Annotated in this window: 20 protein-coding genes; 13 read left to right on the forward strand and 7 right to left on the reverse strand. The window is 69.6% G+C overall.

Annotation, left to right across the window (positions count from 1 at the left end; all coding sequences use genetic code 11):
• Positions 1 to 39 precede the first annotated feature (39 nt).
• The gene (locus tag ABFX45_RS39210; RefSeq protein ID WP_346135831.1) at positions 40 to 522 is read left to right on the forward strand and encodes a GbsR/MarR family transcriptional regulator; all 483 of its coding nucleotides are present in this window, start codon (positions 40 to 42) and stop codon (positions 520 to 522) included.
• On the opposite strand, the gene ABFX45_RS39215 is transcribed toward ABFX45_RS39210, so the two are convergent.
• Positions 479 to 1,009 (reverse strand): TetR/AcrR family transcriptional regulator, encoded by a 531-nt coding sequence (locus tag ABFX45_RS39215; RefSeq protein WP_346135833.1) that lies wholly within the window; start codon positions 1,007 to 1,009, stop codon positions 479 to 481. The genes ABFX45_RS39210 and ABFX45_RS39215 overlap by 44 nt on opposite strands.
• A 111-nt stretch (positions 1,010 to 1,120) precedes the next feature.
• On the opposite strand from ABFX45_RS39215, the gene ABFX45_RS39220 reads away from it, so the two are divergent.
• Together ABFX45_RS39220 and ABFX45_RS39225 are read left to right on the forward strand one after the other, a co-directional pair.
• Complete coding sequence (locus tag ABFX45_RS39220; protein WP_346135835.1) at positions 1,121 to 2,074, forward strand: SDR family NAD(P)-dependent oxidoreductase; 954 nt, start codon at positions 1,121 to 1,123, stop codon at positions 2,072 to 2,074.
• A complete protein-coding gene (locus tag ABFX45_RS39225; RefSeq protein ID WP_346135837.1) occupies positions 2,071 to 3,000 on the forward strand; it encodes an SDR family NAD(P)-dependent oxidoreductase in 930 nt (309 codons plus the stop codon). Before ABFX45_RS39220 ends, ABFX45_RS39225 begins: the two co-directional genes overlap by 4 nt.
• 29 nt (positions 3,001 to 3,029) lie before the next feature.
• Here the strand turns inward: ABFX45_RS39225 and ABFX45_RS39230 are convergent, their stop codons facing one another.
• Entirely contained in the window at positions 3,030 to 3,461 is a 432-nt protein-coding gene (locus tag ABFX45_RS39230) for an undecaprenyl-diphosphate phosphatase (RefSeq protein WP_346135839.1), read from the reverse strand.
• Between the two features lie 111 nt (positions 3,462 to 3,572).
• On the opposite strand from ABFX45_RS39230, the gene ABFX45_RS39235 reads away from it, so the two are divergent.
• Positions 3,573 to 4,607 carry a chitinase gene (locus tag ABFX45_RS39235; protein ID WP_346135841.1) on the forward strand — a complete coding sequence of 345 codons (1,035 nt, stop codon included), beginning with the start codon at positions 3,573 to 3,575 and terminating at the stop codon, positions 4,605 to 4,607.
• Here ABFX45_RS39235 and ABFX45_RS39240 read toward each other — a convergent pair.
• Positions 4,604 to 4,990 carry an SgcJ/EcaC family oxidoreductase gene (locus ABFX45_RS39240; protein ID WP_346135843.1) on the reverse strand — a complete coding sequence of 129 codons (387 nt, stop codon included), beginning with the start codon at positions 4,988 to 4,990 and terminating at the stop codon, positions 4,604 to 4,606. The genes ABFX45_RS39235 and ABFX45_RS39240 overlap by 4 nt on opposite strands.
• Before the next feature lie 91 nt (positions 4,991 to 5,081).
• Here ABFX45_RS39240 and ABFX45_RS39245 point away from each other — a divergent pair, with 91 nt between their 5' ends.
• Complete coding sequence (locus tag ABFX45_RS39245; protein WP_346135845.1) at positions 5,082 to 5,918, forward strand: alpha/beta fold hydrolase; 837 nt, start codon at positions 5,082 to 5,084, stop codon at positions 5,916 to 5,918.
• Here the strand turns inward: ABFX45_RS39245 and ABFX45_RS39250 are convergent.
• The gene (locus tag ABFX45_RS39250; protein WP_346135847.1) at positions 5,895 to 7,166 is read right to left on the reverse strand and encodes an alpha/beta hydrolase; all 1,272 of its coding nucleotides are present in this window, start codon (positions 7,164 to 7,166) and stop codon (positions 5,895 to 5,897) included. The genes ABFX45_RS39245 and ABFX45_RS39250 overlap by 24 nt on opposite strands.
• Before the next feature lie 122 nt (positions 7,167 to 7,288).
• On the opposite strand from ABFX45_RS39250, the gene ABFX45_RS39255 reads away from it, so the two are divergent.
• Positions 7,289 to 7,870 (forward strand): acetoacetate decarboxylase family protein, encoded by a 582-nt coding sequence (locus ABFX45_RS39255; protein ID WP_109641355.1) that lies wholly within the window; start codon positions 7,289 to 7,291, stop codon positions 7,868 to 7,870.
• Here the strand turns inward: ABFX45_RS39255 and ABFX45_RS39260 are convergent.
• The 3 genes from ABFX45_RS39260 to adh are packed head-to-tail and all read right to left on the reverse strand — an operon-like array spanning position 7,848 to position 10,606.
• Positions 7,848 to 8,723 (reverse strand): hypothetical protein, encoded by an 876-nt coding sequence (locus ABFX45_RS39260; RefSeq protein ID WP_109641354.1) that lies wholly within the window; start codon positions 8,721 to 8,723, stop codon positions 7,848 to 7,850. The two genes, ABFX45_RS39255 and ABFX45_RS39260, sit on opposite strands and share 23 nt — an antisense overlap.
• A 9-nt stretch (positions 8,724 to 8,732) precedes the next feature.
• On the reverse strand, positions 8,733 to 9,083 hold the full coding sequence (locus tag ABFX45_RS39265) for a DUF779 domain-containing protein (protein WP_170155295.1): 351 nt from the start codon (positions 9,081 to 9,083) through the stop codon (positions 8,733 to 8,735).
• Positions 9,083 to 10,606 carry an aldehyde dehydrogenase gene (gene adh / locus ABFX45_RS39270; RefSeq protein WP_346135850.1) on the reverse strand — a complete coding sequence of 508 codons (1,524 nt, stop codon included), beginning with the start codon at positions 10,604 to 10,606 and terminating at the stop codon, positions 9,083 to 9,085. The genes ABFX45_RS39265 and adh overlap by 1 nt, the downstream gene beginning before the upstream one ends.
• Before the next feature lie 87 nt (positions 10,607 to 10,693).
• Between adh and ABFX45_RS39275 the strand changes: the two genes are divergently transcribed.
• From ABFX45_RS39275 to ABFX45_RS39305, 7 genes are read left to right on the forward strand one after another with little or no spacing between them, the layout of a single operon-like run.
• Positions 10,694 to 11,848, forward strand: a complete 1,155-nt coding sequence (locus ABFX45_RS39275) for a GAF domain-containing protein (protein WP_109641352.1) — start codon at positions 10,694 to 10,696, stop codon at positions 11,846 to 11,848.
• A gap of 23 nt (positions 11,849 to 11,871) precedes the next feature.
• The gene (locus tag ABFX45_RS39280; RefSeq protein ID WP_346135853.1) at positions 11,872 to 12,621 is read left to right on the forward strand and encodes a hypothetical protein; all 750 of its coding nucleotides are present in this window, start codon (positions 11,872 to 11,874) and stop codon (positions 12,619 to 12,621) included.
• 34 nt (positions 12,622 to 12,655) lie between these two features.
• Positions 12,656 to 13,519, forward strand: coding sequence for a PfkB family carbohydrate kinase (locus ABFX45_RS39285; RefSeq protein ID WP_346135855.1), 864 nt, complete (start codon positions 12,656 to 12,658; stop codon positions 13,517 to 13,519).
• A 43-nt stretch (positions 13,520 to 13,562) separates the two neighbouring features.
• Positions 13,563 to 14,306 carry a DUF4397 domain-containing protein gene (locus ABFX45_RS39290; protein ID WP_346135856.1) on the forward strand — a complete coding sequence of 248 codons (744 nt, stop codon included), beginning with the start codon at positions 13,563 to 13,565 and terminating at the stop codon, positions 14,304 to 14,306.
• Between the two features lies 1 nt (position 14,307).
• The gene (locus tag ABFX45_RS39295; RefSeq protein WP_346135858.1) at positions 14,308 to 14,832 is read left to right on the forward strand and encodes a class F sortase; all 525 of its coding nucleotides are present in this window, start codon (positions 14,308 to 14,310) and stop codon (positions 14,830 to 14,832) included.
• 56 nt (positions 14,833 to 14,888) lie between these two features.
• Positions 14,889 to 15,074: a zinc transporter Slc39a7 gene (locus ABFX45_RS39300; RefSeq protein WP_112225614.1), complete on the forward strand. Its 186-nt coding sequence runs from the start codon at positions 14,889 to 14,891 to the stop codon at positions 15,072 to 15,074.
• A 43-nt stretch (positions 15,075 to 15,117) separates the two neighbouring features.
• Positions 15,118 to 15,510: a hypothetical protein gene (locus tag ABFX45_RS39305; protein ID WP_109641346.1), complete on the forward strand. Its 393-nt coding sequence runs from the start codon at positions 15,118 to 15,120 to the stop codon at positions 15,508 to 15,510.
• The last annotated feature ends 129 nt before the right edge of the window (positions 15,511 to 15,639 follow it).

Below are 15,639 nucleotides of genomic sequence, written 5' to 3' on the forward strand. Positions count from 1 at the left end.
GCGAACGTTCAGAAATTTCTGAAGGCAGACAGGTTTGGTGTGACGGGCGAGACAGAGCGGAAGCGGGCGGCCCGCAAGGACGCCGCGGAGCACCTGGCGCTCACCCTGGTCGGTGCGGGGATGCAGCGGATGGCGGCGCGGGTGCTGGCGGCGTTCCTGTTCACCGACGAGCCGTCGCTGACCGCGGGTGACCTGGGCGCGGAGCTGGGCGCGAGCGCGGGGTCCGTGTCCGGTGCCGTCAAGACGGTCATGCAGATGGGGCTGATCGAGCGGGTGGCGGCGCCGGGCAGCCGTCGTGAGCACTACCGGATGCGCGATCGCGCGTGGACCACGCTCTACGGCAGGCAGCACGCCCCGATCGACGACATCCTGTCGGCCGTGGCGCGGGGCGTCGCCACCGTCGAGCCGGGGCCGGCGCGTGAGCGGTTGATCTACATGCGGGACTTCTACGAGTTCCTGCTGGGTGAGGTGCCGTCGCTCATCGAGCGGTTCGAGCAGCGCCGTGCAGGACCCCGGCCATGATCAGGTCCAGCATTCGCCTGGCCTGATCCTGGTCGCCGTTCTGGGCGACGCCGACGAGCAGCGCCAACAGGTCCATGGGATCCGTCGTGGCGCCCAGCGGTTTCAGCAGCAGTGACACCGCCTCCGTCATCTTCGCGCGGCTCTGCTCGAACGGGTTGATGCCCAGCGCGATCACGGCCTGCAGCGCTTCCTTGAGGTCGCGCTTCGTTGCGGCGTAGGCGATGAAGCGGTCCATCCACTCTCGCAGGGCCGCCTCCGGGCCGAGGGTTTCCAGCAGCTCGAGGGCTGCGTCGCAGAGCTTTTCCAGCTCGGTGCGGTAGACGGCCTCGATCAGCGCCTCGCGGGTGGGGAAGTGCCGGTAGAGCGTGCCGATGCCGACGCCGGCCTTCTTGGCGATGGCGCCGAGCGTCACGTCCTTCTCGTGGGTGAACGCGTCGAGCGCCACCTCGAGCAGCAACTCGCGGTTGCGGACAGCGTCAGCACGCACTTTCAACTCCTGTGGGTCACGCCACTTGCTAACCGGAGGCTCCTCCGTTTACTGTGGAACTCGAACCGGAGGAACCTCCGTTTCAGTGTACGACACAGGTTGGGGAATTCGATGAGTGAGCGCATCACCACCCCGTTCGGTTTCGAGACCACCGCTCTCGAGGTCGTCGAGGGCGTCGACCTCTCGGGCCGTCGCGCCGTGGTCACCGGTGGGGCGTCGGGCATCGGCGTCGAGACCGTGCGGGCGCTGGCCGCCGCGGGCGCCGAGGTCACCATCGCGGCGCGCAACGCCGAGGCGGGCCGGAAGGTCGCCGCGGAACTGTCCGCCGCCACCGGCAACGACCGGATCTTCGTCGCTCCGCTGGAGCTGACCTCGCAGGACTCGGTGCAGGAGTTCGTCCGCTCGTGGGACGGCCCGCTGCACCTGCTGATCAACAACGCGGGCGTCATGGCCACGCCGCTGACCCGCACCCCGGAGGGCTGGGAGCTCCAGTTCGCCACGAACCACTTCGGCCACTTCGCCCTGACGCTGGGCCTGTTCGGCGCGCTGCGCGCCGAGGGAGCCCGCGTCGTGAACGTCAGCTCGGCCGCTCACCTGTCGAGCCCCGTGGTGTTCGACGACATCCACTTCGAGCGCCGCGAGTACGACCGCTGGCAGGCGTACGGCCAGTCCAAGACGGCGAACGTCCTGTTCGGCGTCGAGGCGGGCAAGCGCTGGGCCGGCGAGGGCATCACGATGAACGCGCTGATGCCGGGCGGGATCCTGACGGCTCTGCAGCGGCACATCACGCGGGAGGACCTCGAGGAGCGCCGCCGGCTGCGTGGCGCCGCCGGCAAGCCGATGCAGCTCAAGACGCCCGAGCAGGGCGCGGCCACCACGCTGGTGCTCGCCGTCTCCCCGCTCGTCGAGGGCCGTTCCGGCCTCTACTTCGAAGACTGCGAGGAGGCGCTGCCCCACGCCGACGGCATGCCCAACGGCCTCGCCGTCTACGCACACGACCAGGAGGCCGCGGCCCAGTTGTGGCAGGTCTCCGAGGAAACGCTCAAGATCGGGGAACCCGCATGATCACCACCGGCTACGGCTTCGAGACCACCGCGCTGGACGTGGTGGAGGGAGTCGACCTCTCCGGCCGCCGCGCCGTCGTCACCGGCGGGGCGTCGGGCATCGGCGTCGAGACCGTCCGCGCGCTCGCCACGGCGGGCGCCGAAGTCACCATCGCGGCGCGCGACATCGACGCGGGCCAGCGCGTGGCGTCGTCGCTGACCACCGCCACGGGCAACAAGAAGATCTCGGTCGCACGCCTCGACCTGGCGTCGCAGGAGTCGGTGAAGGCGTTCGTGCGCATCTGGGACGGCCCGCTGCACCTGCTGGTCAACAACGCGGGAGTCATGGCCACCCCGTTGACCCGCACACCGGAGGGCTGGGAGCTCCAGTTCGCCACGAACCACTTCGGCCACTTCACGCTGACCCTGGGCCTGTTCAACTCCCTGCGCGCCGAGGGCGCCCGCGTGGTCAACGTGAGCTCGTCCGCACACCTCATGGGCGACGTCGTGTTCGAGGACATCCACTACGAGCACCGCGAGTACGACCGCTGGCAGGCGTACGGCCAGTCCAAGACGGCGAACATCCTGTTCGGCGTCGAGGCCGGCCGGCGCTGGGCCTCCGAGGGCGTCACGATGAACGCGCTGATGCCCGGCAGCATCGCCACCAACCTGCAGCGCCACCTCACCGCGGAACAGCTGCAGGAGGTCATCCGCCGGAACGACGCCGAGACCAAGCGCCGGGTGAAGACGCCGGAGCAGGGCGCCGCCACCACCCTGGTGGTAGCGACCACGCCGCTGCTGGAGGGCTTGTCCGGCAAGTACTTCGAGGACTGCAACGAGGCGCTGCCGCACACCGGTGGCGTGCTCTCCGGCGTGGCGCCGTACGCCCAGGACCCGGAGTCCGCGGCCCAGCTGTGGAAGGTCTCGGAGGAGGCCCTAGGGTTCTGAGGCCCGGCTTCCACGCGTGGTGGAGCTGGTCAGGAGGCCGAGAGGACGCCCGTCGCGACCGCGGTGACCACGAGCCCGCAGAGCACCAGCAGGTAGGCGGTGAACGGGTAGAGCGAGTGGCGCCCGGCGTACCGGAGAAACCCGGCGATCACAGCCAGGGCGAGCGCGTACGCGATGAGCGTGCCGACGAGCATCTGCACCGTGGTCGGTCCCGTGCTTTTGATCGAGGAAGCGCCGTTGAGCGTCAGGCCGATCACCTCCGCTGTCACGGAGGAGGCGACCGCGAACAACAGGGCGAGTCTGAGCGCGGCAGAGCGGGTGAACCCGAGCAGCAGACCGGCGGCGAGGGCGGCACCGAGCGACGGCGTACCGGGGAGCGCTGTGCTCCGGTGGCCGTCGACGGTGATCGTGACCGCCTCCGCCGGCTTGCCGGGCATCGGGCGCCCCCGTTCGCGATGCATGCCGGGAGAGTCGTCACCCGGCCACGTTCCGTTACGGGCGACGGCTAGAGGTCTGGACCATTTCGTGCTTCAATGACATCGGGTCGCCGCCTGAACGCGAAAGGTGAGCGAATGTCTGCCCGATCGGCACTGACAGCCCTGCTTCTGCTCATTTCCGTCGTGCTCGTCCCGTCTGCCGCGCAGGCCGCCGACACGTGCGCGCTCAAGCCCCGCCCGGCGGGCAAGGTCCTGCACGGGTACTGGGAGAACTGGGACGGCGCGGCGAACGGGGTCCACCCGCCGTTCGGCTGGACCCCGATCACCGACAGCCGCATCAAGCAGCACGGCTACAACGTGATCAACGCGGCGTTCCCCGTCATCCGTTCCGACGGCACCGTGCTCTGGGAGGACGGCATGGACACCGGCGTCAAGGTCGCGACGCCCGCCGAGATGTGCGCGGCGAAGGCGGCGGGCGCGACGATCCTGCTGTCGATCGGTGGCGCGACGGCGGGTATCGACCTGAGCTCGGCCACGGTGGCCAACCGGTTCGTCGCCACGGTCGTGCCGATCCTGAAGAAGTACAACTTCGACGGCATCGACATCGACATCGAGACGGGCCTGGTGGGCAGTGGCAACATCAGCCAGCTGTCCGCCTCGCAGGCCAACCTGATCCGCATCATCGACGGTGTCCTCGCCGCGATGCCGCCGGGCTTCGGCCTGACGATGGCGCCGGAGACCGCGTACGTGACGGGTGGCAGCATCGTCTACGGCTCCATCTGGGGCGCGTATCTGCCGATCATCAAGAAGTACGCGGACAACGGCCGTCTCTGGTGGCTGAACATGCAGTACTACAACGGTTCCATGTACGGCTGTTCCGGTGACAGCTACCAGGCGGGCACCGTGCAGGGCTTCGTCGCCCAGACCCAGTGCCTCAACCGCGGCCTGGTCGTGCAGGGCACCACGATCAGGGTGCCCTACGACAAGCAGGTGCCGGGCCTGCCCGCGCAGCCGGGTGCCGGTGGCGGCTACATGAGCCCCTCGCTGGTCGGGCAGGCGTGGAACAGCTTCGGCGGCCAGCTCAAGGGCCTGATGACCTGGTCGATCAACTGGGACGGTTCGAAGAGCTGGACGTTCGGTGACAACGTGAAGCGCCTGCAGAACCGCTAGAGCACAACGGTGTTCTGCCCGGCGGCGATCTTCCACTCACCATCCTCTTTGGACAGGACGTAGAGCGGCGATCCCTCGTTCTGGTCGGTGATGGGCGTGCCGTCCAGCTTGACCGGACGCTGGCGGATCTTCACCGCCGCGACGTCGGGCCGGATGAACAGCACGTGCGTCACCTCGTAGGTGGCGAGCGCTTCCTTCATCGCGCCGGGCAGGACCTTGCGGGTGAAGGAGGCGATCTCGTCGCGGCCCGTGAGCCGCTTGCCGTGCGCGGTGGTCCAGATCGCGTCCTCTCTGAAGAGGCCGATGAACTCTTCAGGGAGCTCGTTCTGCTGGGCGTGCTGGACGGTGGCGACGAGCTTCTCGATTTCCGCGGTGTCGGTCATGTCCAAGATCGTCGTACCTCGACTTTGGTAGAGGTCAAGGGTTTTCCGGTGACCTTCGCGACACCGGGCGATCTTGGGTAGCGTCGGGCTGATGAACTGGAACCTGCCAGAGGAGTTCGTCACCCCGAACGGCGTGGTGCGCTGGGCCAGGATCGGCGCGGGGCGGCCGGTGGTGCTCCTGCACGGCACGCCGTTCAGTTCGTTCGTGTGGCGGGACGTGGCCGCGGACCTGGCCGCCGACCACGAGGTGTTCGTCTGGGACATGCTCGGTTACGGCCGCTCGGAGATGAGACAGGGACAGGACGTCTCGTTGCGGGCCCAGGGCCGGATCTTCGCCGATCTGCTGACCGAGTGGGGGCTCGCCCGGCCGCACGTGGTGGCCCACGACTTCGGCGGTGCGGTCGCCTTGCGCGCACATCTGGTGCACGGCGCCGAATACGCCGCGCTCGCGTTGCTCGACCCGGTCGCCGTGGCGCCGTGGGGGTCGCCGTTCTTCCGGCTGGTGCACGAGCACGCCGCGGTGTTCGAACGGTTGCCGGGCAACCTGCACGAGGCGTTGGTGCGTGAGTACGTGCGCTCGGCCAGCAGTCCCGGGATCGCCCCCGAGGTGCTCGACGGACTGGTGACGCCGTGGACCGGCGCGGCGGGGCAGCCCGCCTTCTACCGCCAGATCGCGCAGGCCGACCAGCGGTACACCGACGAGATCGAACCCCGGTACGGCGACATCACGATCCCGGTGACCGTGTGCTGGGGCGCGGACGACGAGTGGATCCCGCCGGCCAGGGGCGAGCAGCTGGCCGGCGCGATTCCCGGGGCGGGCCTGCACCTGGTGCCGGGCGCCGGGCACCTCGTGCAGCTCGACGCGCCCGGCCCGGTGCTCGATCTCGTGCGGAGCTTCCTGCGCTCAAGCCCTGGGCAGCACCCGTGACTCGTACGGTGCGGGCTTGTAGCCGGGGTTGAAGTAGCAGCCCGTGCCGTACTTGCCGTCGTGGCGCGGACAGGCGGCCGCGATCAGGTAGGGGTTGGCGCGCAGCCCCCGCTTCTCCCACGCCTGCAACGCCTGCATGGCCGTGGCGTACTCGGAGTCGCTGAGGGTGCTGTGCGTGGCCTCGTTCGTGAACGTCTGCACGAGGTTCCACCACCGCCCGGCCTTGCGCACCGTGTCCCGGTAGGCGGACTCGTGCTCCACGAACGCCGTGGGGTCGCCGATCGCGTGCAGCGACAGCACCGGAATCTCGATCTTCCCGGTGAGGTCGCTGTCGTGGGCGAGCGCGGCGCGTGCCCCGGGGTCGGCGGCGAACCGTTCCACGCCGGCGTTCAGGGCCGCGTCGTCGTGCGAGCCCTGGTACGTCACGCCGGTGTTGCTCCACGGGTTCTTGCCGCCCAGGCGGTTGTGGACGATGTCGCGGAACGTGAACGTCGCGAAGTTCAGGTGCGAGTTCAGCGTCTCCTCGGGAATCTTCGTCACCGTCAGGATGTCGGTGAGCTTCTGCTGCTGCTCGGGCGTGCGGTTGCCCGCTGTGCCAAGGCATTCCTCGATGCGGCTGCGCAACCCGGCCGTGGTCATCGTGGAGCCGGCGCGCAGGCCCTGCCACAGCGGGTACTGCACCTCGGCCGGGCGCGGGTGGTTGCCGCAGTAGTACTGGTAGACCACGCGCAGGTCGACGCGGTAGTCGTAGCCGCGGGTGCCGCCCGCCATGACGCCGTTGGTGAGCAGTGCGGCGTCGTAGCCCTGGTACAGCTCGATGGTCTTGGCCGCGACGTTGCCGCCCCACGACTGGCCGTGGAGGTAGACCTTGTGCGGCTTGAGCATCGTGCTGACCATCTTGCGCAGGTTGTCGGTGTCCTCCGCGGCCATCCGCGTGCCGTAACCGCCGCGCCGGTACGAGGTGCCCGCCCAGGCGTAGCCCTCCTTGACCATGACGGCCCAGCGGTTCAGGTCGTCACGCGTGCGCTCGGGCGTGGGATCGCCCAGGTCAGGACCGCCGTGCGAGTGCACGACCAGCGTCTTGTTCCACTTCTTCGGCACGGCGATCGTGTAGTACGCGCCGTTGGCGTCCCTGCCCTCGTAACAGGTGGTGCCGGCGGGGACGTTCGCCGGGCACGGTGCCGTTGGCGGCAGATGCGCGGGCGTCGTGACGCTCGCGGCCAGTGCGAATGCCAGCAGGACGTTCATGGCGGGAATCGTGAGCCCGGCTCTACTAGTGGTCCAGGTCACGCCCGCAAACTTGGGATTGCCCTGACGTTGGGTCCCGGTGGCTCAGGTGGGCCGCCGCCTGACCCGGTACGGTCGTCGGTGTGCAGTATCCAGCCGAACCGTGGCACATGCGGGGCTCTCTCGTGATCTCCGTCTTCCGGGTGCCGCGCGAGCTGGTGCCCGATGTCCACCTGCCCGAGGGTGCGCGGATGATCACCTTGGCGGGCAACGCGTTCGTGGCCGTGGCGTTCGTGTCGTACGAGCCGGGCAGCGCTCTCACCTACGACGAGCTGCTGGTGGCCACGCCGGTGTGGGACCGGGGTGGAGTGGCCGTGTCGGTGCCGCAGATCTGGGTCGACAGCGAGGCGTCCAGGCAGGGCGGCCGCGAGCTGTGGGCGATCCCGAAGCGGCTAGCCCGGTTCGGTGAAGGCTCGTCGATCGCGTGCGTGGCCGCGACCGGTGGCGTGGCATTGCCCGGCACCTGGAGCACGGCGGGCTGGACGGCACAGCGGCTGGACGGCCGCGACGTGCGCGCGAGGATGCGCCTGTCCGGGCGGTACCGGCTGGTGCGGGCCGCGTGGATGTTCCCGGCCGGCGGGCCGCTCGGCTACCTCACCGGCCGCACGCCGCTGGTCAGCTTCGCGACGCGGGACATGCGGCTCACCTTCGGGCAGGCCTCGTAGCGCCGACGTACTGGACGCTGTTGAGCACGTGCTGCGCCCACGCCCGGTCAGCCGGGAAGCGGTGGACGATGCGCACGGACAGCATCGTGCCGGGACGGACGACGTGCCCGTGGAACACCTGCTCCTCGTGGCCGTCGATGACCTCGCTGAGCCAGAACGCGTGCCGCAGCTCCGCACCGATGTGCTCGACGGAGTGCTCGGCGCTCGCGGGGTAGCCCTCCAGAACCGCGCCCAGGAAGTCACTCGAGCTGCCCCCGGTGCGGTCGGCGTAGACGTCGAGGCTGACCCGGCGGCCGGGGCTCGTGAAGTGCACCGTGAGGTTTTCGACCGTGCAGCGCATGCCCGCGGTCCGCTCGATGGTCCACACCTCGCCCAGCGTCTCGCGGACGGGGATCGGCAGCGGCTGCCGGATGCAGCTCAGCACCTCGTCGCGGTCCCATTCCCGCTCCAGCAGCGGGTGCGAGGTGTAGTACGGCAGCTCGTCGGCGTTGAGGACCGCCGCCTCGACCGGGGTGCCGAGCAGGTCCCACGGCGCGATGAAGTTCGCGAACGTGCCGGCGACGCGCAGGTTCGCGTACTCACTGTCGTTGTCCCACACAGCATGCGCGTACATGGCGTCGACCTTGCTGATCTGCATCCACGCGCCGAACACCAGTTCGGTTCCGCCGGTCAGCCGAACGGGGAGCAGGCAACGGAGGTACGAGTCGCCGTCCGGTCCGACCAGCAGGCCGCCGGTCGGCGCGCCGAGTTGCTCAGCCGGCACGCCGATCAGCTGCTCCGGGCGGTTCAACCGGTAGTCGATGCGGCCCGTGGTCGTGATCTCGGCTCCGCAGCATCCGCATTGGACGGTCATGCGGGAATGCTAGAGCTCAACCTCATCAAGAAGTCGTGAACGCACCAAGAAACGCATTCCAAGTGGCGCCTCCAAGGAGAACCCGCTCCCACGACCCGGCACCACGTCGATCGTCAGATGCGTGTGGCTCCAGTACTCGAACTGCGCCGCGGACATCCACACAGGAACGACCGACGAGTCCACCGTGAGATCCCCGAGGTGCACGTCCGACGAACCGGTCCGGAACTCCCCGGCGGGATAACACATGGGCGCGGAACCGTCGCAGCAGCCGCCGGACTGGTGGAACATCAGGTCGCCGTGGTCCGCCAGGAGGCGGCGGAGCACGTCCGCCGCCTCCCGGGTCAGTGCCACGCGGGGCATCAGAAGAAGCCCAGGGCGTTCGGGGAGTAGCTGACGAGCAGGTTCTTGGTCTGCTGGTAGTGGTCGAGCATCACGCGGTGGTTCTCGCGGCCGATGCCGGACTGCTTGTAGCCGCCGAACGCCGCGTGTGCCGGGTAGGCGTGGTAGTTGTTCACCCACACGCGGCCCGCCTGGATGTCGCGGCCCGCGCGGTAGGCGACGGAGCCGTCGCGGGACCACACGCCCGCGCCGAGGCCGTAGAGGGTGCCGTTCGCGGTTTTCAGGGCGTCGTCGTAGTCGGAGAACGACGTGACGGCGACGACCGGGCCGAAGATCTCCTCCTGGAAGATCCGCATCTTGTTGTGGCCCTCGAAGACGGTCGGCGTCACGTAGTAGCCGCCGGACAGCTCGCCGCCGAGGTCCGCGCGCTCGCCGCCGGTGAGCACGCGGGCGCCCTCCTGCTTGCCGATGTCGATGTACGAAAGGATCTTCTCGAGCTGGTCGTTGGACGCCTGCGCGCCGATCATCGTCTCCGTGTCGAGCGGGTTGCCCTGCTTGATGGCGCGGGTGCGCTCCAGGGCGTCGCCCAGGAACTGGTCGTAGATCTCGCTCTGGATCAGCGCGCGCGACGGGCACGTGCAGACCTCACCCTGGTTCAGCGCGAACATCGTGAAGCCTTCGAGGGCCTTGTCGTAGAAGGCATCCCGCTGCGCCGCCACGTCGGAGAAGAACAGGTTCGGCGACTTGCCGCCGAGCTCCAGCGTGACCGGGATGATGTTCTCGCTGGCGTACTGCATGATCAACCGGCCGGTGGTCGTCTCGCCGGTGAACGCCACCTTCGCCACGCGCCGCGAGGACGCCAGCGGTTTGCCCGCCTCGACGCCGAAACCGTTGACCACGTTCACGACGCCCGGTGGCAGCAGGTCGGCGATCAGGTCCATCAGCACGTGGATCGACGCCGGCGTCTGCTCGGCGGGCTTCAGGACCACCGCGTTGCCCGCGGCGAGCGCCGGCGCGAGCTTCCAGACCGCCATGAGCAACGGGAAGTTCCACGGGATGATCTGGCCGACGACGCCGAGCGGCTCCTGGAAGTGGTACGCCACCAGGTCTTCGTCGATCTGCGAGATGCCGCCCTCCTGCGCGCGGATGACGCCCGCGAAGTAGCGGAAGTGGTCGACCGCGAGCGGCAGGTCGGCGGCCAGCGTCTCGCGGATCGGCTTGCCGTTCTCCCACGTCTCGGCGACGGCCAGGGCCTCGAGGTTGGCCTCTATGCGGTCGGCGACCTTGTTGAGCACGTTGGCGCGGTCGGCGGGGGAGGTCCTGCCCCATGCGCGGGCGGCGCCGTGGGCCGCGTCGAGCGCGCGGTCGACGTCCTCCGCGGTGCCGCGGGCGATCTCGGTGAACTCCTCACCGGTGACCGGGGTGGGGTTGGCGAAGTACTCGCCCTTGGCGGGCGGCACGTGCTCGCCCCCGATGAAGTGGTCGTACCGGTCGCGGTACGTCACCACGCTGCCGGGTTGTCCTGGAGCCGCGTACTTGCCCATTGTCTCGCCTCCCGCATCGTTGCGAACTGACGGCGACGCTAGGTAGTGCAACGTTTCACGCACGTTGCATCCGAAAGGAGTAACGGCTTGGCGCAGAAGGCCCGTCATCCTGGAGTGGTGACGGACCTCGGCGAAGCAACGCGGCCGGTGATCGCCGAGTCGTGGCGGCGGTCCCTCGCGGCGCGCGTCGACCCCGACCGGCACGAGGCGCCGGTGGTCTACGCGCCCGACGAGATCGCGGACCTGCGCGGCACGCACCCGCTGGCGACGACGGTGCCGCTGCTGCGGCACACCCTGTCGATGGACGACACGATCATGATCGTCACCGACACCCGCGGGCACATCCTGTGGTGCGAGGGCGACAACCGGGTGCGGCACAAGGCCGAACGCGTCCACCTCACCGAGGGGTCGCGCTGGAGCGAGGACGCCATCGGCACCAACGCGATGGGCACGGCCCTCGCCACCGGCAAACCCGTCACGGTGCACTCGCGCGAGCACCTCGTGCGGACCTACCACGGCTGGACGTGCGCGGCGAGCCCCGTCCACGACCCCCACAGCGGACTGCTGCTGGGCGTGGTCGACGTGAGCGGGCCGCTCAAGACCATGCACCCTGCCGTCGCGCAGCTCGTGTCGGCCGCCGCCGCGCTGGCCGAGCACCACCTGCGGCAGCACCTGGTGCGGCGCGAGCACGTGCTGACGCTGAACTTCCTCGGCGGGCCGCACGCCGACCTGGACGGGCGGCCGCTGGTCCTGACGCTGCGCAACGCCGAGGTGCTGACGGCGCTCGCGTTGCATCCCAAGGGGCTCACCGCCGAACAACTCGCCTTGCTGCTCTACGGTGAACGCGGGAACCCGACCACGGTCCGCGCCGAGCTGCACAGGTTGCGCGCTCAGCTCGCTGGTGTGCTGCTGACCAGACCGTACCGGCTGGACGCGGTGGTCAGAGGCGACTTCCTCGACGTGCGCACGGCGCTGAGATCAGGCGACGCGCGGCGGGCCACCCGGCACTACAGCGGCGATCTGCTGCCCCGTTCGGACGCGCCGGTCGTGCGGGAGGAACGGGCAGATCTCGCCGCCGCGGTGCGAAGAGGCGTGCTGGACACCGGAGACGTCGACTCGCTGCTGTCGTTCGCGGACAGCGCGGAGGACGCCGAGGTGCTCGAACGGCTGCACCTGATGCTCCCGGTCACCGATCCCCGTCACGCTCTTGTCTCCTCGCGCCTGCGAAGGGCGTTGGAATAGGCTTCCCTGCGGGGGAGGGCGAAGTGAAGCAGTGCATCAACTGCATGACCAGGTTGCCGCGCAAGGAGGTCACCGAGGTTGCGTGGTGCGCCTTGTGCGCGCCGTGCCTGCAGGTCGTGTCGGATCAGATGAAGCTGGTGCACGACCGGCCAGGTGGCGCCGCCGTGCAGATCTACCGGTGCGGCTGGTGCGGTGTCGCACGCTCGTGCGGCGTCGGCTGGCGGACGCGGTGCCAGGTGTGCCTGGACGACAGGTCTGTGCCGGACCCGGCCGTGCAGAAGATCGCGCGCCGGCTCGAGCTCGACGGAACCTGGCGGGAGAACTCGGAGTTCATCGCCGCGACGACCGTGAAGATCAGGCTCGCGAAGTACTTCCAGCCGGGCTGGACCGTGCTCGCGACCGACGTGCACGGCCTGCCGTGGACCGGCTTCCGGTGGCTCACGAAGTCCCACGGGACCTGGGGGCGCAACGCGGAGACCGGCGAGGTGGCGCTGCTCAGGCACTCGCGCGGCGAGGAGAACCTGCTCTACCTGGTGCGGTACGGGAAGGTGCTCAAGTTCGGGCGCGGCAACTCGCACCGCGTCGCAGCCCACGTCGAGCTGGGCGCCGTGCCGGTGCTCGTGCTCACCGCCTCCAGCCAGGAGGTCGTCGTCGCCCGGGATCGCCTGAAACGCTTGCACCGCACGGAGATGGTGTCGATGCGCACGCCGGTGGACCTGTTCGCTGTGCTGCCGGACGGACAGGACGTCACCGATCGGTGCACACCGGGCTGAGGTCTCGTCCGGCGATTCGGGGTACTCCACCGCGATGGACGAGATCGTCGTGGTGGGACAGATAGCGCGGGACCTGGTCCTCGTCGTCGACGAGGTGCCGGGTCCGGGTGGCACGGCGCCGGTCCGCGAGCGCCGCGAGATGCTCGGCGGCAAGGGCGCGAACATCGCGGTCGGCCTGGCCCAGCTCGGCGCGCCGGTGCGGCTCGTGGGCGTGGTCGGCGACGACGACGTCGGCGAGCGGCTGATCGCGCGGGCGGCGGCGGACGGGATCGACACCGGCTCCGTCGTGCGGCGGCCGGACTGTGCGACCGGGCTGATCGTCGACGTGGTGGCCGGCGGGTGGCGATACCTCGAAGACCTCCCGGACGGCGTCCTGCTCACCGAGAGCGACATCGACCCGGACGTGATGGCTCAGGCCGGGGCCGTCGTCCTGCAGCTGCAGCAGCCGCCGGAGGTGGCGCTGAAGGCGGCACGGGCGGCGCGGGGGCGCGTCGTTCTCGACGGGTCGCCGGAACGGCTGCGAGACGAACTGCTGGCGTGTGCGGACGTGGTGCGCGCCGACCACCAGGAGGCCGAGCTGCTGTCCGGCCGGAAGATCACCGGCGCGGACGACGCCGTGCGGGCGGCGCGTGAGGTGATGGAGCGCGGCCCTGGGTTCGTGGCGTTCGCCGTGGACGACGTGGGCAACGTGTTCGCGTGGGACGACGGTGAGTTCGTGGTGCCGCTGGGGGACGTCGAGGTGGTGGACACGACCGGGGGCGGCGACGCGTTCGTGGCGGCGCTGACCTTCGCGCTCAGCCGTGGGGGCGGGCCCGCGGAGGCCGCCAGGCTCGCGGTGAAGGCCTCCGGGGACACCGTCACGCGCCCAGGTGGACGGCCGGACCTCACCGGATGCTGATCAGGAGCGTTATCGTTGTTGCGTCCGATGAGGGGAGGTCTGCGTGCGAGTGCTCGCCGTCGTGGTGCTCCTGCTGCTCTCTGCCGCTCCCGCGCACGCCGCGACAGGCACGTACGTGCGCCTCGGACACTTCTCGGCGGACCACGCCCGTGTCGACGCCACCCTGGACGGCGTCCGGCTCGGCACCCTCGACCAGGCCCAGCTCTACGACTACCGCCGGGTCGAGCAGGGCGACCACGTCATCGAGTTCAGGATCGCGGGCTCCGATCCGGGGTCGCCGGTGCTGAGGTCCGTGGGGGTGCGGGCGGGCGTGGGCAGGGCGTACACGGTGATCGACATCGCCTCGGCGATGAAGGTGCTGGAGGACGACGTCAGCCTGCCGCCCAGCGGCCAGGCCCGCCTGCGCGTGATCAACGCCGGTGACGCCGAGATGGACCTGGTGCGCGACGGCGGGTTCGTGCACCGCAACGTCCAGGCGAACTCCACGACCGGCTATGCGCTCCTGCAGCCCGGCTCGAACGCCCTGCAGGTGCTGCCGCGCGGCAAGGACTCCACGCGCCTCGAGGCCACGATCGAATCCGGCGCGGTCTACACGTTGCTGGTCAGCGCGCTGCGCATCGAGCTGCGCACCGACGCGAAGGGCGCAGCGGTCGTCCCGGGCGGCGGCCAGGAGACGGGCTTCGGCGGCATGGCGGGCGGCTGGGACTGGGTGACCGCGCTGGTCATCGCGCTCATCGTGGGCGTCGCGATGTTCTCGGTGCGCGGCAGGCTCTTCCGGTTCGGCTGAGATGAGCAAGGGCAAGCTCGTGATGGGCGCGGCCATCGTGGTCACGCTGATCTACGTCGTCAAGGGCCCCGGCGGCGACGAGGTGCCGGAGCCGGTGACGGTGCGGATCCCGTCGATCGGCGTCGAGACCTCGCTGGAAGCTCTCAAGGTGGACTCGGCGGGCGTGCTGGAGCCGCCGACGCGGGCCGACAAGGCCGGCTGGTACGCCAAGGGTGTCGCGCCGGGCGACGCCGGTCCCGCCGTGATCGCGGGCCACGTCGACTCGAAGACCGGACCCGGCGTGTTCTACCGGCTGCCCGAGCTGCGGCCCGGTGCCGAGGTCCTGGTGGAGCGCGAGGACGGCAGCAAGCTCACGTTCGTCGTGAACCACACGTACTCGACCGAGAAGACCGCGTTCCCGACCGCCGTCGTCTACGGCCCGACACCGCTGTCAGAGCTGCGCCTGGTGACCTGCGGCGGCGACTTCGACCGCGTCGCGGGCAGTTATCGCAACAACGTCATCGTGGAAGCGGTGCTGAAGACCTGACAGCCAGGAGGTTGCAACAACTGCAGCCTGCCCGGGGCCGTGCCAGCATCCGGTGCATGACCAATGGTGTCCACAGCCACGAGCACAGCCACGGCGACACGACCCACACGCATCCGCACGGGTCGCACGCCCACGACCACGTCGAGCACGAGCACACCCACACGCACGGCGGCGAAACGCACTCGCACACCCACGTCCACGACGCGGGTCACCTGGAGGAACACGAGCACTCGCACGGCTGAAAAGAGTTAAAGTCCCCTTCCGCCGTCGTGGGGGAGGGGACGCGTGGTCACCAGGATCGTGCTGCGGGTGTGCGCCGTGGTCGCACTGCCCTTCGGGGCGACGATCGCGGCGGTGAAGCTCGGGGGCTGGGACGTGTCGCTGTCGCTGGACTTCGTGGTGTCTGGCCTGATCCCCGGCATGGTCGCGTTCAGCATCTGGTGCGGCGGCCTGACCTTCACGACGGACTTCGTCCAGCGGCTCCGGCTGGCAGCGCTCGGTTCCATCCTCGGGATGCTCGCCGCGAAGGGGATCGGGTACGTCGTGTCGTTGCTGGTCGAAGAAAGCGCGAGGGCGGACGTGCAGATCGGCGTGTACGGCGTCTTGGAAGTGCTCGTCGCGGGGTTCGTCCTGTGGGCGGGGGCGAAAAATCGGTGGCCGTCCCTGGACGCCGCCTGACGGGCTAGATGACTGATTCCGTGAAGTTCGGGTGAAGTCGGCCCGGTGCCGGGGCATGGGAGGAGGGTGTTCAAGATCAATGTGTGACGAAAGACCTGAACACCCTCCTTACCGCACTGTACGTGCTGG

This window comes from Lentzea roselyniae (genome assembly GCF_039537795.1).
GTDB lineage: Bacteria > Actinomycetota > Actinomycetes > Mycobacteriales > Pseudonocardiaceae > Lentzea > Lentzea atacamensis.

What these genes read in the sequence shown, in the direction of transcription:
- ABFX45_RS39220 (WP_346135835.1), top strand. Translation starts at nt 1,121, where the DNA reads ATGAGTGAGCGCATCACCACCCCGTTCGGTTTCGAGACCACCGCTCTC.
- ABFX45_RS39265 (WP_170155295.1), bottom strand. Translation starts at nt 9,083, where the DNA reads ATGCCCCGCGTGGCACTGACCCGGGAGGCGGCGGACGTGCTCCGCCGC.
- ABFX45_RS39250 (WP_346135847.1), bottom strand. Translation starts at nt 7,166, where the DNA reads ATGAACGTCCTGCTGGCATTCGCACTGGCCGCGAGCGTCACGACGCCC.
- ABFX45_RS39230 (WP_346135839.1), bottom strand. Translation starts at nt 3,461, where the DNA reads ATGCATCGCGAACGGGGGCGCCCGATGCCCGGCAAGCCGGCGGAGGCG.
- adh (WP_346135850.1), bottom strand. Translation starts at nt 10,606, where the DNA reads ATGGGCAAGTACGCGGCTCCAGGACAACCCGGCAGCGTGGTGACGTAC.
- ABFX45_RS39225 (WP_346135837.1), top strand. Translation starts at nt 2,071, where the DNA reads ATGATCACCACCGGCTACGGCTTCGAGACCACCGCGCTGGACGTGGTG.
- ABFX45_RS39295 (WP_346135858.1), top strand. Translation starts at nt 14,308, where the DNA reads ATGAGCAAGGGCAAGCTCGTGATGGGCGCGGCCATCGTGGTCACGCTG.
- ABFX45_RS39235 (WP_346135841.1), top strand. Translation starts at nt 3,573, where the DNA reads ATGTCTGCCCGATCGGCACTGACAGCCCTGCTTCTGCTCATTTCCGTC.
- ABFX45_RS39285 (WP_346135855.1), top strand. Translation starts at nt 12,656, where the DNA reads ATGGACGAGATCGTCGTGGTGGGACAGATAGCGCGGGACCTGGTCCTC.
- ABFX45_RS39245 (WP_346135845.1), top strand. Translation starts at nt 5,082, where the DNA reads ATGAACTGGAACCTGCCAGAGGAGTTCGTCACCCCGAACGGCGTGGTG.
- ABFX45_RS39300 (WP_112225614.1), top strand. Translation starts at nt 14,889, where the DNA reads ATGACCAATGGTGTCCACAGCCACGAGCACAGCCACGGCGACACGACC.
- ABFX45_RS39240 (WP_346135843.1), bottom strand. Translation starts at nt 4,990, where the DNA reads ATGACCGACACCGCGGAAATCGAGAAGCTCGTCGCCACCGTCCAGCAC.
- ABFX45_RS39260 (WP_109641354.1), bottom strand. Translation starts at nt 8,723, where the DNA reads ATGACCGTCCAATGCGGATGCTGCGGAGCCGAGATCACGACCACGGGC.